The organism is Algoriphagus namhaensis (assembly GCF_042649705.1).
GTDB lineage: Bacteria > Bacteroidota > Bacteroidia > Cytophagales > Cyclobacteriaceae > Algoriphagus > Algoriphagus namhaensis.
This window is the reverse complement of record NZ_JBHRZS010000006.1, coordinates 384,399-399,542: the sequence shown is the minus strand read 5'-3', so window position 1 is coordinate 399,542 and position 15,144 is coordinate 384,399. Positions and strand designations below refer to the sequence as shown.

The 15,144-nt window shown below is 43.4% G+C and carries 14 protein-coding genes; 7 read left to right on the top strand and 7 right to left on the bottom strand.

Going from position 1 to position 15,144, the window contains the following annotated elements; translation table 11 throughout:
• Positions 1–33 precede the first annotated feature (33 nt).
• From ACFOSV_RS05500 to ACFOSV_RS05485, 4 genes are read right to left on the bottom strand one after another with little or no spacing between them, the layout of a single operon-like run.
• Positions 34–792 (bottom strand): hypothetical protein, encoded by a 759-nt coding sequence (locus ACFOSV_RS05500; RefSeq protein WP_377904207.1) that lies wholly within the window; start codon positions 790–792, stop codon positions 34–36.
• A complete protein-coding gene (locus ACFOSV_RS05495; RefSeq protein WP_377904205.1) occupies positions 773–1,225 on the bottom strand; it encodes an ABA4-like family protein in 453 nt (150 codons plus the stop codon). Before ACFOSV_RS05495 ends, ACFOSV_RS05500 begins: the two co-directional genes overlap by 20 nt.
• Before the next feature lie 57 nt (positions 1,226–1,282).
• Positions 1,283–2,473, bottom strand: coding sequence for an RsmB/NOP family class I SAM-dependent RNA methyltransferase (locus ACFOSV_RS05490; protein ID WP_377904203.1), 1,191 nt, complete (start codon positions 2,471–2,473; stop codon positions 1,283–1,285).
• A 57-nt stretch (positions 2,474–2,530) separates the two neighbouring features.
• Positions 2,531–3,334 (bottom strand): hypothetical protein, encoded by an 804-nt coding sequence (locus ACFOSV_RS05485; protein ID WP_377904202.1) that lies wholly within the window; start codon positions 3,332–3,334, stop codon positions 2,531–2,533.
• Positions 3,335–3,393: 59 nt separating this feature from the next.
• Here ACFOSV_RS05485 and prmC point away from each other — a divergent pair, with 59 nt between their 5' ends.
• Positions 3,394–4,230, top strand: coding sequence for a peptide chain release factor N(5)-glutamine methyltransferase (gene prmC, locus ACFOSV_RS05480; RefSeq protein ID WP_377904200.1), 837 nt, complete (start codon positions 3,394–3,396; stop codon positions 4,228–4,230).
• Here prmC and ACFOSV_RS05475 read toward each other — a convergent pair whose 3' ends face one another.
• Positions 4,231–4,848, bottom strand: coding sequence for a thiamine pyrophosphokinase (locus ACFOSV_RS05475; protein ID WP_377904198.1), 618 nt, complete (start codon positions 4,846–4,848; stop codon positions 4,231–4,233).
• Positions 4,848–5,837, bottom strand: a complete 990-nt coding sequence (locus tag ACFOSV_RS05470) for a dipeptidase (protein ID WP_377904196.1) — start codon at positions 5,835–5,837, stop codon at positions 4,848–4,850. The genes ACFOSV_RS05475 and ACFOSV_RS05470 overlap by 1 nt, the downstream gene beginning before the upstream one ends.
• 108 nt (positions 5,838–5,945) lie before the next feature.
• On the opposite strand from ACFOSV_RS05470, the gene ACFOSV_RS05465 reads away from it, so the two are divergent.
• From ACFOSV_RS05465 to ACFOSV_RS05440, 6 genes are all read left to right on the top strand, one after another.
• Positions 5,946–6,458: a 3-hydroxyanthranilate 3,4-dioxygenase gene (locus ACFOSV_RS05465; protein ID WP_377904194.1), complete on the top strand. Its 513-nt coding sequence runs from the start codon at positions 5,946–5,948 to the stop codon at positions 6,456–6,458.
• A 31-nt stretch (positions 6,459–6,489) separates the two neighbouring features.
• Complete coding sequence (gene kynU / locus ACFOSV_RS05460; protein ID WP_377904192.1) at positions 6,490–7,776, top strand: kynureninase; 1,287 nt, start codon at positions 6,490–6,492, stop codon at positions 7,774–7,776.
• Between the two features lie 29 nt (positions 7,777–7,805).
• Entirely contained in the window at positions 7,806–9,158 is a 1,353-nt protein-coding gene (locus tag ACFOSV_RS05455; protein ID WP_377904190.1) for an FAD-dependent oxidoreductase, read from the top strand.
• A gap of 169 nt (positions 9,159–9,327) precedes the next feature.
• Complete coding sequence (locus tag ACFOSV_RS05450; protein ID WP_377904188.1) at positions 9,328–11,883, top strand: DUF7133 domain-containing protein; 2,556 nt, start codon at positions 9,328–9,330, stop codon at positions 11,881–11,883.
• A gap of 3 nt (positions 11,884–11,886) precedes the next feature.
• A complete protein-coding gene (locus tag ACFOSV_RS05445; RefSeq protein ID WP_377904186.1) occupies positions 11,887–12,984 on the top strand; it encodes a sugar phosphate isomerase/epimerase family protein in 1,098 nt (365 codons plus the stop codon).
• Between the two features lie 29 nt (positions 12,985–13,013).
• The gene (locus ACFOSV_RS05440; RefSeq protein WP_377904184.1) at positions 13,014–13,802 is read left to right on the top strand and encodes an SDR family NAD(P)-dependent oxidoreductase; all 789 of its coding nucleotides are present in this window, start codon (positions 13,014–13,016) and stop codon (positions 13,800–13,802) included.
• 2 nt (positions 13,803–13,804) lie between these two features.
• Here ACFOSV_RS05440 and ACFOSV_RS05435 read toward each other — a convergent pair whose 3' ends face one another.
• Positions 13,805–15,133: a GntP family permease gene (locus ACFOSV_RS05435; RefSeq protein ID WP_377904182.1), complete on the bottom strand. Its 1,329-nt coding sequence runs from the start codon at positions 15,131–15,133 to the stop codon at positions 13,805–13,807.
• Between the last annotated feature and the right edge of the window lie 11 nt (positions 15,134–15,144).

The following is a 15,144-nucleotide window of genomic DNA, read 5'->3' as shown; positions in this document are numbered from 1 at the left end:
TTGATATGCTTCGCAAAAATAATTTTAGGAGGTTTAGAAAAAGCTTTTACCCTGTAAGGCTAGCCAGAGTGTTCCTGAGGATAGGATAAAATAGATTAATGCCGTGACCCACATGGCCTTTGGTTGGTCTTTAAAAAAGTACCAACCGATCAAAGAAAGCACCTGTAATGCATGCAATCCCAGGAAATGATAGATGCGGAGGTCACCATAGGACTTTGCCCAAGAAAGAAAAAACACACCTTTTTGACCATCTGCTGCACCTACAGTATGGCTCAGTCGTGCAGCCATTAGGTATCCCTCATAGCCACCCAGTAAAAAAATAAAAAGACCGGAAATGATGCCCACTTGGTATCCACGTGGAAGAGTTTTAACCCTTAGAAATAGAATGAGAAGGTAGATGAAGAAAAGAGAGTTGATAAAAATTATCATTCCCATCATTCCAAATATTACTCCGTCTAATGGGTTAGTCACATTAAAGTGAGAAGCCTTGCCTTGTATGGCTTGGTAGGTAATGAGTACCAACTCTAAAGTCAGGCAGATGAACACTCCTTTGCTGATGAATCGCACTTGTTTTTTGTTAGGAAGATCATGCATGATCCACCCAATGGTCCAAAGTAAAACAGTGGTGGAGATGTAAAACTTGATGGGCTTATTCCAGACGCTCACCCCAAAAAGTTCTCTTGAGTCAAATAAAGGAGCGAGACACATAGTCAGGGCCATTATCAGAAAGACTAATCCTGAATAGGCTAAGAATTGATTTCTACGTACGAGTTCAAGATACCAGTTCTTCATCGTATGGGCTATGAGGGAAGCGCTTCAGATGAACGCTTCGGATAATAATGTAAAGCAGAAGGCCTACCGGTCCGAGCATGAAGGTTCCAAGTAAACAAGGCAGCAAAACCCAACGGTTAATTCCTCTTTTCTTTCCGTCTTGGACGATCCACATCCCTACAAAAAGATCAAATACCAGATAATGAATCCAACCGGCAAGGACGGCTTCATCACTTGAAAAAAGCGCTTTTACATTAGCCAAGCTGTCAAACCCACCTTGGGACTCTCCTCCTAATCCTTTAATTATAAAAAACAGATAGGTCAAGGCCATCAAGACAAACACTCCTGAAAATATGGCTTGGAAGACCCACTTCTTTTTGTAAAAAACGAATAAGAATATCCAGCTAAAGAAAGCTGTAGAATTGACGATAGAAAATACCTGCTCTAGTTCCATATTTTTGACTTTTGCTTCAAAATACGGAATACTTTTGAAAATAGGAGAGGGTGGGATTTATGCCTTTTTCAGTAATCTGGCGATATAAAACCCATCAAAGCCACTATCCTTGGACAAAACCTTTTGATCTTCGATCAGCTCAAAGTTTTTACCGGCATCACTTTCAAGAAATTTTTGGACCTGAAGCTGATTCTCAGATGGCAGGATACTGCATGTCGCATAGACCATCTGACCGCCTACTTTGAGCATAGATGGATAGCTCTGGAGGATTTCCTGCTGTTTTTCTTGTACATCCTTGATGCTACTCTCGGAAAGCTTCCATTTGGTGTCAGGGTTTCTTCGTAATACACCTAGACCTGAGCAAGGGACATCGAGCAGAAGTCGATCTGCGGAATCTTTGAGTCGCTTAATTGTTTTCGATCCATCGATTACTTTTCGTTCAATGATTTGAATTCCAGATCGTCGAGCGCGAAGTTTCGTTTGCTGAAGCTTCCATTCTTCCAAATCCATGGATAGAATTTTACCCTTGTTTTGCATCAAAGCTGCTAAGTGGAGGGACTTGCCTCCTGCACCGGCACAGGCATCAATCACTCGCATTCCAGGCTCTACAGCAAGTGCTGCCGCCACAAGCTGGGAAGAACCATCCTGTACTTCAAAAAGTCCTTCTTTGAATGCCGAATTGAGGAAAACATTGGATCGTTCATCAAGAATCAAGGCATCAGGATAACCCTTTACGATATGGGTTTTGATCCCATCTTCTGCCAATCTGTTTCTGAGTTGCTCTCGGGTGATTTTAAGCGTATTTACACGCAGCACCACATCGGCTTGCTGATTAAGGCTATGAATTTCATCCTCCCAGTCTTCGCCCAGTTCCTTTTGACCTAATTCATAAAGCCAGTCTGGGACAGATTCAATAATGGCAGGCTTATCCAGCTCCGCATATTTTTCCTTAAGTCTGTCCTTGTTGATTCCTTTAAATTCTTCCCATAGAGGTAACTCATTTCCTTTCATGAGCCAGTAGGTTGCAAATAGGTCCCAAGGCTCCTTGGATTTGCTCAGAAAATTGATCAAACGCCACCATCTAACCATTTCGTAGGTAGTCTCCGCAATAAATGCCCGATCTCTAGCTCCCCATTTGGGATTGGATTTAAGCGTGCGGGCAATCACCTTATCGGCATATTGTCCCTCTTGAAAAATAGATTCTAATGCAGTATGTACGCCGCGGATGGTATTGTTGTGTAACCTCATGAATTGCTGAATAATCCACAAAGTTAGGATTTCTTTATCACAAAAAGGTTTTTGCTTTTAAAAGGGGCTGAACACTAGGCCAAATCTAATTCCTTCCCGGGTTACCGCTGAGCCAAAGTCTGTGTAGCTATCAAAATATCCCTGCGTTGCAGAAAGAAATGGGTCAAAAATGGCCAAATCGTTTGTTAAAAGATTTCGCTCATCCGTGAGGGTCTGTCGCCTAAATTCAAGCAGATTCGCTCTGATCTCCAGTTTCATCCAGTTGGTGGCCTGATAGGCAAAGGCAGCATCTACTCCAAATCTCCAGTTTTCTTCACTTGTAGGTACTTCAATCGGGCCAGGAAAAATAGATAGGCAATTGATACAAGGGTAGAAAGAGCTTGCCGGAAAGTAGAAATTCATCACGCCAGAATCCCCGGACTCTCTCAGGATATAGGGGCTGAGATTGAATGAAAATTTTTCATTCAGTTGGAAATTGCGACGTGCAAAAATCCCGACCCCGAAAAGTTGATTGTCAATCGTGGTCTGGTAAACTGTGGTCCTAGAGTCATTATAAAGGAGCATCCCCTCTTCATCAAATACCCCAAATTCTTGGGTAAAGTTAAGGGGTGAAAGCTCTTCGATATATGAATTCACACTGACCATGATCCCCACATCCCATTTTTGATTTAGTTTGAGTCCGATCATAGGTCTGACACTTCCAAATCTTTCCTGATTCGGTTCTTGCTGAAAAAACGTGCTTGATTTGATAGATTTTTGCCAATAACTGGCATCCAATCCAAACCAGAATTCTTTGCCGGATTGTCCGAAGGCTACTGTGCAAAGACCAAAGCCGAATAGGAAGAGATAGATTTTTTTCATTAGTAAGGGTTTGAATTGTGTACTTTTACGAAAAGATTTAGGAAAGGGGTTTATCTCAAATGGGCAAATTTTCAGATTTAGTCGATAAGTTTTCGAAGGACTTAGAAATCTACGAGAAGCAAGAGGCGCAAAGCTTGATTCACTGGTTATTTGAGCATCATCTTGGGCTCCGGAGAGTGGATATGTTGGGTTTTTTGGATGAAAAGCATTTGCCTCAAAATTTTTATTCCGATTTAGAGCGACTCAAAATAGGTGAGCCCATTCAGTACATTTTGGGCAAAGCTCCCTTTTATGGGCATGAGTTTTATGTCAGCCCAGCGACTCTGATTCCCAGAAATGAAACCGAAGAATTGGTCCATTTGATTCTGAAGGAAAATAAGAGATCTGGATTAAAGGTTCTTGACATTGGTACTGGTACGGGTTGCATTCCGATTTCTCTGGCTTTGGAAATGAGCGGCCCCGAAGTTTATGGGCTTGACGTTTCTCCAGAAGCACTTGAGATTGCTCGAAAGAATGCTAAATTTTTACGAGCGAATGTCACATTTCTGCAAGGCGACATCCTCAAGGAAATGCCAAGCGTCAAGGATTTAGATATCTTGGTCAGCAATCCGCCTTACATTCCAGAGGTCGAAAAAGCCGAAATGCATCGCAATGTCCTAGATTTTGAGCCAGGACTAGCACTTTTCGTCAGTAATGAAGACCCCTTAATTTTTTATCAAGCTATTGCTGAAAAGGGACTTGATATGCTTAAAATCGATGGCAAGCTTTACTTTGAAATCAATGAAAATTACGGAGATGCAGTCCTGAATCTTCTGACAGAACTCGGCTATCGAAACCCTGAAATCATAAAGGATTTGAATGGCAAAGGCAGGATAGTAAAAGCAATTCGTAGCTAGCTAGTGCTGGTTTAGGGCCTCGCCAATCCAGAAAATACTACTTGATTGTAATTCGGAGACTCCTTCTGGAAGATCGATTTGGGTTAGATATTGAATGGGAAAGATCATCTCTCCAAGACTGTTTTTGAGCTGAATTGGACTATTTTCTTGGCCTAAAATCCGGATGGATGTTTCACCAAACCATTTAGAAAAGCCTCCCTTTTGAACCGGATAGTATTTCCAGCCATCATCCACCAAGGTGAGATTGATGGTTTCAAGACAGGGTCGAAGACTTTCAAAATTTGTGTGTTGAAATCCTACTAAATGCGCTGCCTTGTGGTCCGAAGCTCGAAGGTAATGAAGTCCTTCTTCCAGCTCCTTTCCTTCAGTCGTTGTCAGAAATTTCAAAGGATATTGCTCCTCCAAAAGGTGTATGTGACTGGCTTGAAATTCTGGAGATGCGATCAAAACGTCCACTTTTATTCCCCAAATCAGGACTTTTTCGGCAGCTTCTTCAGCTACGAGGACGGTTGGTACCCATTCGAGCATGGGTCCGATATCTTCCAAACTTATGCCTCCAGTCGAAAGAATGAAAACTGCCGGTTCTTGTTGTTCTTTTACAAAATGGTGTGAGGACATTAGTTCCAGAGATTTTGGTAAAAGTGCAAGGCGTTTTTGTAAGCCAACCTTTCCAATTGGTCCTGATTCAGGTTTTGGCTGAGAGTGGTCAGAATGCTCTGGTACTTGCTTGCGTTTTCAGCCAAAGGAAAGTAAAAAGGAATCCTGCTTGGGTCGCCAAAATTTTTGGTGTAGAAAAAGTCCGCGCCAAAGCAAATTTGCTCACCAGCACCTATTTCAAATCCGTGGAGGATGTGATCAAAAAGTCGTTCAGGGTTTTCTGTATCCAAAAAAGCTCTTAGGAAATTTACTCCCAGGATACCTTTTCGATGGATGATTTCTTGGGTAAACTCATCGGTTAGATTGCGAGGGTGATCCCAAATGACTCTAAAATTTGAATGGCTTGCGATTACCGGCACATTGAGTCTTTCCTTTTCGAGATGGGTGAGTATTCCCTCGGCGAGCAGATCGGAGGTGTGCGAGAGATCAATCGGGATTTTTCTTCCGGAGAGGTAGTCCAAAAGTTTTTGCCCATCCTTTTTCAAGCCTATGCCTTTGGTGTAGTTTCCTCCTCCAAACCTGTTTTCGGTATGGTGAGTGAGACTGATGTAGGCTAAGCGATTTACTTTTTCGAGGATACTTTCCAGTTGCTCCGTAACCGACTTCCATTCAGCATTTTCATTTCCAAGTCCTGCTGCATTTTCTATGGAGGCCAATAAGGCTAGCGTTGGTTCTTTCTCCCAATTATTTAAGAAAATCGAATCACAAAGGGCTAATTCTCTGGAGTCTTGCTTTAGCAGCTCCACAAAAATATCTGCTTGCTTACTTGCAAGCTTCATACTGCCTTCATTTACATCGGTGTATATGGCGGTCACTTGGGTCCGAACCCCACCATCCAAAAGCCAGGGAATAGCGCAGCCTATATCGTCCTTGTTGAAAGCATTTGCTCCGGCCACATTACTCAGATAGGAGAGCAAATCGCAATGCATGTCGAAGATGGGTGTGTTCATAGTTCTTTGGGTTTTATACAAAGTAACCAAAAAAACGCACGTTTTTTAATACTTTTAAGGCTGTTCTGAGTTAGTAACATCAGGGTCTCAAAAGAAAAATGCATTTCTATGGCAATCGCAAAACCTTTCAATTTCAAAAAATGGATCGACGAGAATCGTCATTTGCTCAAACCACCGGTGGGCAATCAGCAGGTCTACAAGGGCAATGAGGATTTTATCGTGATGGTGGTTGGTGGGCCTAATGCCAGAAAAGATTACCACTATGAGGAGGGCGAAGAGTTTTTTTATCAATTGGAAGGGGATATCGTTTTGAAAATCATTGAGGACGGAGAGCCAAAAGTTATTGAAATCAAAGAAGGAGAGATATTTCTTCTTCCACCACGAATCCCTCACTCTCCACAGCGTCCTGCCAATACCGTAGGCCTAGTCATGGAACGCTATCGAAGAGAAGGTGAAAAAGATGGCTTTTTATGGTTTTGTGAAAACTGCGGCAATAAGCTACACGAAGAGTATGTGGAGCTCAAGGATATTGTCAGTCAATTGCCTCCAATCATGAATGGATTTTGGTCGGATGACGAAAAGCGAACCTGCATAGAATGCGGCACTTATCTAGAAAAATAAACATCTCTATCCACATCTGACTTATTAGGCCATGCCAAATCTTAATTTTGAATTCACTGAGGAGTTTGCCTTAAAAATGGACCAGAATGATCCGCTTAGGTCATATCGGGATCAGTTTTATTTCCCTAAAGTCAATGGGCGAGATGCACTCTACTTCTGTGGTAATTCTTTGGGCTTGCAGCCCAAATCAGTGAAAACATATCTAGAGAAGGAACTCGAAAATTGGGCTAATCTAGCTGTGGATGGGCATTTTGAGGGGGAAGATGCTTGGATGTACGTTCGTCAAAAGTCTAAACCAGCTCTCGCTCAAATTCTAGGTGCTCATCCCCACGAGGTGGTGGCCATGAATAATTTGACAAGTAATCTTCATTTTCTTCTGGTGTCTTTTTATCAGCCGAAGGGTGAAAGAACCAAAATACTTTGTGAAGCTGGAGCATTTCCATCTGATCAATACGCGCTAGAAAGTCAAGTGAAGTTTCATGGGCTCGATCCTGAAGAAACTATTGTAGAATTGGCCCCGCGTGCGGGGGAACATATCCTTCGAACCGAAGATATCTTGGCCAAAGTGAAGGAGATAGGCTCAAGTCTGGCCTTGGTGATGATGGGTGGAATTCAATATTATTCAGGTCAGTTGTTTGACATGAAAGACATCACTGCAGCAGCACACGGAGTTGGCGCTTATTGTGGTTTTGATTTGGCCCATGCCGCTGGCAATGCACCGCTGAAGCTACACAATTGGGGTGTGGATTTTGCGACTTGGTGTAGCTACAAATATTTGAACTCTGGTCCAGGTAATATCTCAGGGATCTTTGTTCATGAGCGATTTGCTGATGATCAGAGTTTACCGCGATTTGCAGGGTGGTGGGGTCATGATGAAGGGCAGCGCTTTTTGATGGAGAAGGGATTTATTCCCATGCATGGTGCGGATGGATGGCAGCTGGCAAATTCTAACATTCTAGCTTTGGCAGCCCATCAAGCTTCTTTGGATCTTTTTGCGCAAGCAGGAATGGAACAACTTCGGGCCAAAAGCGAGAAATTGACTGGATATCTTGAGTTTTTGATCGATGAGATTTCAGGAAATTCCGGGATTCTGGAAATAATCACTCCGAGAACTGCCTCAGAAAGAGGCTGTCAGTTATCTTTGCTGATTCATAAAGGAGGAAAAGCTGTATTTGATTCTTGGTATGCCCATGGCGTCGTTGGCGACTGGAGAAACCCAAATGTGATTCGATTGGCTCCCACCCCTATGTACAATAGCTTTCTGGATGTATATCGATTTGGAAAGATATTGGAACAATCTCTCCATGATTTCGCTTAAAGAGATCTGAGGGATAACCCATTAACCCTATGAAAACTGAAGAAATTTCAATTCTTGGAGCAGGACTTATCGGTTCGCTGATGTCAATTTATTTGAGACGTCAAGGATTAGATGTGTCGGTTTACGACAAAAGGCCCGACAAGAGAAAAACACCCTACACGGAAGGTGGTCGATCGATCAACATGGCTTTGAGCCATCGTGGATGGAAAAGCTTGGATAAAGTAGGGCTTAAGGAGAAAGTGCTTCCACTCGCGATTCCCATGTATGGTCGTAAAATTCATGATGAACATGGAGGCACTACATTTTCTCCTTATGGAACTAAAGAGCAAGCGATTTATTCCATTTCAAGAGGGCGATTTAATCAGCTTCTTGCTGAAGAAGCGGAGAGCCTTGGGGTTAAGTTTTTCTTTGATCACAAGTGTTTAAATACTGATTTCAGGACCCAAGAAATCACCTTTGAAACTCCAGAAGGAGAAAAGAAAATGGAGGCTCCTGTCATTATCGGAGCAGACGGAGCCTATTCATCCCTGCGGATGTCCATGCAGAAGCAGATTCGCTTTAATTACAAGCAAGAATACATTTCGCATGGGTATAAAGAATTGACCATTCCCGCTACGGCATCTGGGGATTTTGCGATGGATCCGAATGCTCTTCATATCTGGCCAAGAGGGAAGTTTATGCTGATCGCGCTTCCAAATCCAGATAAGTCTTTCACCTGTACACTTTTCCTTCCCTTTGAAGGGACAAAGGTTTGCTTTGCCAAGATTACTGAGGAGCGAGATTTGGTGAGTGTTTTCAAAAGCTATTTTGAGGACGCATATCAATTGATGCCGAATTTGACAGAAGAGTATTTTCGTAACCCTACGTCCTCACTGATCAACGTAGAGTGTTATCCTTGGGTGCAAGGGCAAAGTATTTTGATCGGTGATGCGTCTCATGCAATGGTCCCATTTTATGGCCAAGGAATGAATTGTGGATTTGAGGATTGCTTTATTCTAAATGGTCTCATCGAAAAATATGGAAAAAGCTCTTGGGATATGGTTTTTGAAAAATTCCAAAAAATCCGGAAGGACGATACCGATGCCATTTGCCAGCTAGCAATGGAGAATTTTGTGGAAATGAGAGATTCGGTTTCCGATCCCCGTTTTATCCTTCGCAAAAAAATCGAAGCGAAATTGCACCAGCTTTACCCAAATGATTGGGTTCCACTCTATACCATGGTGACCTTTTCTGATATGGGTTATGCAGAAGCATATGCTCTCGGAAAACTCCAGGAGGCCATTATGGATAAAGTGATGGCCAATCCCTTGATTACAGAGAATTGGGATAAATTGGATTACGAAGATATCATCAACCAAATGGATTCAGCAAAAGCAGTCTAGACAGACTGCTTTTTTGTTCGGGATTTTTTAAAGAGAAGCACACAGCTACCTTTCCTACAAATGAGGTTTGTCATTTTGGTAAAATAGTGGCAATTTATAGGGTAATAATCTGATTTATAGATCAAAGGATTTTTGAAATTAGATCTTAAACCCAAAATAATTACCTCCAATGCTCCGAAATTCATTCATAGGCACTGCTGTGGGCTTAGTGTTGTTGACCGCTTGTGAACCCCAAGTCAAAACTCCGGTAGAAACAGAAAATTCTCCAGCGAGGAGCCCACAAGAAGAGTTGGAAACCTTTGTAGTGGAAGAAGGATTCAAAATCCAATTGGTAGCCTCCGAGCCCATGGTTCAGGATCCTGTGGCATTGTCCTTTGATGAGGATGGTAGGCTATGGGTGGTGGAGATGCGGGGATTCATGACAGATATCGAGGGTTCAGAAGAAGATTTGCCCATCGGGCGAATATCGGTTCTGGAAGATCTGGATGGAGACGGAGAAATGGACAAAAGCACCGTTTACTTGGATAGTTTGGTTATGCCAAGAGCTCTCGGTTTAATTAAGGGTGGAGCCTTAGTAGCTGAAAATAACTCTCTTTGGATGACCCAGGATTTGGATGGAGATTTGGTGGCGGATACCAAGGTACTTTTTGACTCTACTTATTCCCAAAACGGAATTCCAGAGCACTCTGATAATGGACTACTGAGAGCGATGGATAATTGGTACTATTCAGCCAAGTCTAGACTTAGATATCGTTACCAAAATGGAGAATGGATTCGTGATAGTACAGAAGCGCGTGGACAGTGGGGCATGAGCCAAGATGATGAAGGGAGACTTATTTACAACTATAACTGGTCGCAGCTTCATGGCGATCTGGTACCTGCCAATTATTTATCCAGAAACGCAAATCATAAGCCTTCAACAGGAATTGACCATGGCCTTACCATAGATCGAAAAGTATTTCCCATTCGATCCAATCCAGCGGTGAACCGTGGATACATCCCCGGCACTTTGGATGAGCGAAACAGGCTTTTGGAATTTACTGCAGCTTGCTCTCCAGTGGTGTATCGTAGCACCGTTTTTCCTACGGAATACTACGGAAATATTTTTGTGGCTGAGCCTTCAGGAAATTTAATCAAAAGAAATGTGGTCGAGGAAAAAGGGGCAATTTTGACTGCTTTTGATCCTAATCCTGGAAAGGAGTTTTTGGCATCAACTGATGAGCGATTTAGACCTACTAACACTGCTATTGGGCCAGATGGAGGACTTTATATTACCGATATGTATCGAGGTTTGATCCAGCACGGTTCCTATGTCACTCCCTATTTGAAGGAGCAAACTATAGACCGAGGATTGGTTTTGCCGGTCCATCTAGGCAGAATCTGGAAGATAGTTCCGGAAGATTGGCAGCCTAGCCCGCCGCCGAGCTATTCCAAAATGTCTGTGGCAGAAATGATCGAGAATCTTGGTCATGAAAATGGCTGGCATAGAGATATGGCTCAGCGACTTTTGGTGGAGAAAAATGATCCCGAAAGTATAGCTCCGCTCAAGGCCTTGGTAAATAATTCAGAGTCCGATTTAGCTAGGCTTCATGCAGTTTGGGCTCTTGAGGGAATGGGCATATTAGATGAAACTTTGTTGTTTGACTTGCTTCAGGAGAAAAGTCCAGTTCTGAAATCAGTCGCAATGAGACTCTTAGAAAGGCGGGCTGCAGATTCTCCACAAATTGCAACCCAATTGGGAGAGGCGATGTCTTCCATGGTGAATAGTGCCAGCCAAAAGGAAGCCTTGCAGCTAGCTTTGAGCTCCTCTACTTTGAATACTGATCAAGCCTTGAGCATATTGAAACCGATTTTGAATACGTACGGTGAAGAGCCTCTTATCCGAGATGCAATGATGAGTAGTTTGGAAGGAAGAGAGTTTAATTTTTTACAAGCACTTTGGTCAGATCCAGATTTGAAGCAGGGTGAAATGGGGAAGGAGATTTTCCTAGAAACCCTCACCACCGCTGTGGTGAAAAATGGAGATTCTGAGCAGGTTTCGGCCACACTTGCGATGCTTGAGGGAGAAGATATTCAGGATGATTGGAAAGCTAAAGTAATTTTGACTGGGATGGCTATTCAAGCGGGTGACCCAAAATCTACCGCTTCAATTTCTTTGGCCAAAGAACCTGATCTGCTGAAAAGCCCTGATTTGCCACTGGACGAGTCTAAATTGGATGCTTTGAAAAGTCTCTTCGTCTGGCCAGGACACGAACCGACACTTCTGGCAGCTACTGGAAGTCTATTGGATGAAAAAGCTAGAATTCAGTTTACCGAAGGAAGACAGAAATACCTGACTACTTGTGCGGGTTGTCACGGTTCGGATGGAGCTGGAGCTACTCGTATGGGTCCACCCCTTGCTGGTTCTGAGTGGGTCCTTGGGGATGAAAAAAGATTAGCATTGATCATTTTACATGGGATGGAAGGTCCTCTTGAGGTCGCTGGCAAAACTTATGACGCTCCCGATATTTTGCCTGTGATGCCTGCTCATTCTACCATGGATGATGGAAGCATTGCAGCGATATTAACTTATATTCGAAATGAATGGGGAAATCAGGCCGAGCCAATTACGGGTAGGACGGTTTCATTCACCCGACATCGATCACAGGGGCGGGTCTATCCATGGAGTGCCCCTGAGCTGAACGAACACATGGAAAAACAAAGTATTGGCAGTCCAGAAGAATAATTCATGAAATCAGATCAAAATAATTTGGCATTTGCGGATTCGAGACGGAGTTTTTTGCAAAAGGCTAGCCTTGGAGCTTTGGCGATGACCATACCTTTTTCTGGGCTTCCCGAAAGTCTCAAGGGGGTAGGAATGGGTGTGGTAGTTCATTCCTATTGGACTCGTTGGCAAGCCAAAACTGACAATGCTATGTATCCGGGATTCAAGGATGCAGTTCAGCTGATGGAGCATTGTCATGCCATCGGTGCGGGAGGTGTTCAGGTGGGCGTGCGTAGATGGACTGAAGACTTTTCCAAATCGGTGCGAGATACTCGGGAAAAATTAGGTTTGTACCTTGAGGGAAGTATTTCCCTACCGAAATCATCAGATGAAATTTCTGCTTTTGAAACTGAAGTAAAAGCTGCCAAAGAAGCCGGAGCTACCGTTTTGCGAACTGCTTGTCTTAGCGGTAGACGCTACGAAACATTTGGATCGGCAGCAGAATATCTCGATTTCAAAGAAGCTTCAATAGCCTCGATTCAGCGCGCCGAACCGATCGTTCGGAAGCATAAGGTAAAGCTCGCAGTAGAAAATCATAAGGACTGGTTGTCCATGGAATTGGTGGAAATAATCGAAAATCTGGGAAGTGAATGGGTTGGGGTCACCTTGGATTTTGGCAATAATGTCTCTCTGCTTGAGCATCCAATGGAGGTGATCCGGAATTTGGCTCCCTACTCTTTTTCTACCCATGTCAAAGATATGGGGGTAAAGGAATACGAAGATGGATTTTTACTGTCCGAGGTGCCTTTAGGATCGGGAATTATTGATTTGGAGGAAGCAGTGAAGCTTTGTCAATCTAGCAACAAAGACATTCGTTTTTCTCTGGAAATGATCACAAGAGACCCCTTAAAAGTGCCCTGTCTATCTGATAAATATTGGGGGACCTTTGATGCCAGACCTGCCTCCGAGTTAGCTCAGTCATTGAAATTAGTTCGGGAAAATTCATTTTCCGGAAGCCTTCCTAGTTTGGAAGGACTGAGTGAGGCCCAAAAATTTCAAAATGAGGAAATGAATATTCTCTCCTCTTTAGCATTCAGCAAAAAATCCCTAAGATTAGGGTAATTCGAACACTAACCATTAAATCTATTTTCATGACTTCAAATTCATCACTTCCAGGAATTAAACTTTTTGACTTAAGCGGGCGAGCTGCCATCATCACCGGAGGATCTAAAGGCCTTGGACTAGCTATGGCTGAGGGTTTGGCTTCAGCTGGCGCAAATGTGATGCTAGTGAGTAGGAATGCAAAAGAAGGCGCAGAATCTGCGGCTAAGATTGCTGAAAGCTATGGAGTGAAAGCCCATTCTTTTTCTGGAGATGTGAGTGACCTTTCTGCGATGGAAGCCATGGCAAAAGAGGCATTTGAAGTCTTTGGACGAATTGATGTTTTGATTAATAGCGCAGGAATCAATATCCGTGGTGCTATAGATGAACTGACTCCTGAGGAGTTTAAAAAGGTTATGGATATCAATGTCACCGGAACTTGGAATGCCTGCCGAGCAGTCACTCCGTACATGAAGAAAGCCCAAAAAGGAAGTATTATCAACCTAGCAAGCACGCTTGGTTTGGTAGGATTGGCGAATCGAACTCCCTACGCCACGAGCAAAGGAGCTGTGGTCCAAATGACACGAGCTTTGGCTCTAGAGTTTGCTCCGTTCAATATCACCGTAAATGCGATTTGTCCAGGCCCATTTTTAACTGAAATGAATCTTCCTATAGCAGATACTGAGGAAGGGAAAAGGTTCGTGGTTGGAGCAACAGCACTCGGTCGCTGGGGGAAATTGGAGGAAATCCAAGGCGCGGCCATTTACTTGGCTAGCGATGCAGGCACATACATGGTAGGCTCAATGCTTACGGTAGATGGAGGCTGGACTGCTCGCTAAGCCTAGAAAAACTGGCTGATGATAAAGATCATCGTGATGGCCGTCAAAGACATGATGAGCGTACCAATACTATGTGATTGATTTCCTTGTTTGATACTCAAACCAGACAGCTGAGTCACCGCCCAAAAGAAGCTATCATTGGCATGTGAGATAGCCATAGCTCCGGCTCCTGTGGCTAATACAGCAAAGACTCTCATAGACTCCGAATCCAATCCCAAACTTCCAAGCAAAGGGGCAATTATCGATGCCGTAGTGATCATGGCGACTGTGGATGAGCCTTGGGCTGTTTTCAAAGAAAAAGCGATGATAAAGGGTAGAAAAATACCCCAGCTGGAGCCTGTCATGCTTTGGCTTACCAGATCTCCAATTCCCGAGTTTTGAAGCATTTTCCCAAATACTCCTCCAGCTCCAGTGATCAAAATAACCGGAGCCGCTATCAAAATGGCTTGACCAATCCAACCAGTGGAGGAAAGGATTTTTCGATCAAACTTTTTCGGTAATGAAAAAGAAAGAAAAGCACCAATCAGCAAAGCGATTACTGGGCTACCAACGAATACGATGACAGTATAAAAACCTCCAGTTCCAAAGGGCTCGGTTGGATATTTGGCGATTGAAGCCAAAATAATCAAGACCAAAGGAAGCACGATAGGCAGGAAAGCTGAGAAAGCCGAGGGGTAGGTGCTTTTATCTATTTGCTCTTCATCAGCCACAAATTTTGCTTCGAGAGGCATTTTAGTCACCACTTTGTTCACAAAAATATATGCAGGAATCATGGTGGTCAAGCTGACAATAAGTCCCCAAAAAATGATCATGCCCAAGTCGGCCTCGAGGATTCCGGCAGTGGCAATAGGTCCCGGGGTGGGAGGTACCAGCGAGTGACTCGCTGTAGCGCCCAAAGCCAGCGCCACAGTGGTAGCAGCATAAGGTACTTTTCCTTTGATAGATAAGGACTTGCTGATAGGATTCATCATGATGAATGTGCTGTCCCCAAATACGGGAATAGATAGAATATACCCGCAAGCCATCATGGCCTTGGTTACCGCTTTTTCTCCAATCCAGGATAGAATTTTTTGGGCAATCACGATAGCACCACCTGTTTTTTCCAGAAAAGTGCCCATGATTACTCCAAGTAAAATGAGCAATCCAATACTTCCCAAAACTCCTCCAAAGCCCTCAGAAATGGATTTAAGAATGAGATCTCCAGGCATACCAGATAATAATCCGTAAAGAATAGCTCCGCAAAAAAGTGCCAAGAAAGGATGGATATCATACTTGACAATGGCTAGAAGGATCAGTCCAAGGGTAAAAAGGATAATCAGAAGAGTAAGCATTTCTTTGGTAG

Coding starts and splice junctions, on each gene's coding strand:
- ACFOSV_RS05500 (WP_377904207.1), bottom strand. CDS start 792: ATGAAGAACTGGTATCTTGAACTCGTACGTAGAAATCAATTCTTAGCC.
- ACFOSV_RS05495 (WP_377904205.1), bottom strand. CDS start 1,225: ATGGAACTAGAGCAGGTATTTTCTATCGTCAATTCTACAGCTTTCTTT.
- ACFOSV_RS05490 (WP_377904203.1), bottom strand. CDS start 2,473: ATGAGGTTACACAACAATACCATCCGCGGCGTACATACTGCATTAGAA.
- ACFOSV_RS05485 (WP_377904202.1), bottom strand. CDS start 3,334: ATGAAAAAAATCTATCTCTTCCTATTCGGCTTTGGTCTTTGCACAGTA.
- prmC (WP_377904200.1), top strand. CDS start 3,394: ATGGGCAAATTTTCAGATTTAGTCGATAAGTTTTCGAAGGACTTAGAA.
- ACFOSV_RS05475 (WP_377904198.1), bottom strand. CDS start 4,848: ATGTCCTCACACCATTTTGTAAAAGAACAACAAGAACCGGCAGTTTTC.
- ACFOSV_RS05470 (WP_377904196.1), bottom strand. CDS start 5,837: ATGAACACACCCATCTTCGACATGCATTGCGATTTGCTCTCCTATCTG.
- ACFOSV_RS05465 (WP_377904194.1), top strand. CDS start 5,946: ATGGCAATCGCAAAACCTTTCAATTTCAAAAAATGGATCGACGAGAAT.
- kynU (WP_377904192.1), top strand. CDS start 6,490: ATGCCAAATCTTAATTTTGAATTCACTGAGGAGTTTGCCTTAAAAATG.
- ACFOSV_RS05455 (WP_377904190.1), top strand. CDS start 7,806: ATGAAAACTGAAGAAATTTCAATTCTTGGAGCAGGACTTATCGGTTCG.
- ACFOSV_RS05450 (WP_377904188.1), top strand. CDS start 9,328: ATGCTCCGAAATTCATTCATAGGCACTGCTGTGGGCTTAGTGTTGTTG.
- ACFOSV_RS05445 (WP_377904186.1), top strand. CDS start 11,887: ATGAAATCAGATCAAAATAATTTGGCATTTGCGGATTCGAGACGGAGT.
- ACFOSV_RS05440 (WP_377904184.1), top strand. CDS start 13,014: ATGACTTCAAATTCATCACTTCCAGGAATTAAACTTTTTGACTTAAGC.
- ACFOSV_RS05435 (WP_377904182.1), bottom strand. CDS start 15,133: ATGCTTACTCTTCTGATTATCCTTTTTACCCTTGGACTGATCCTTCTA.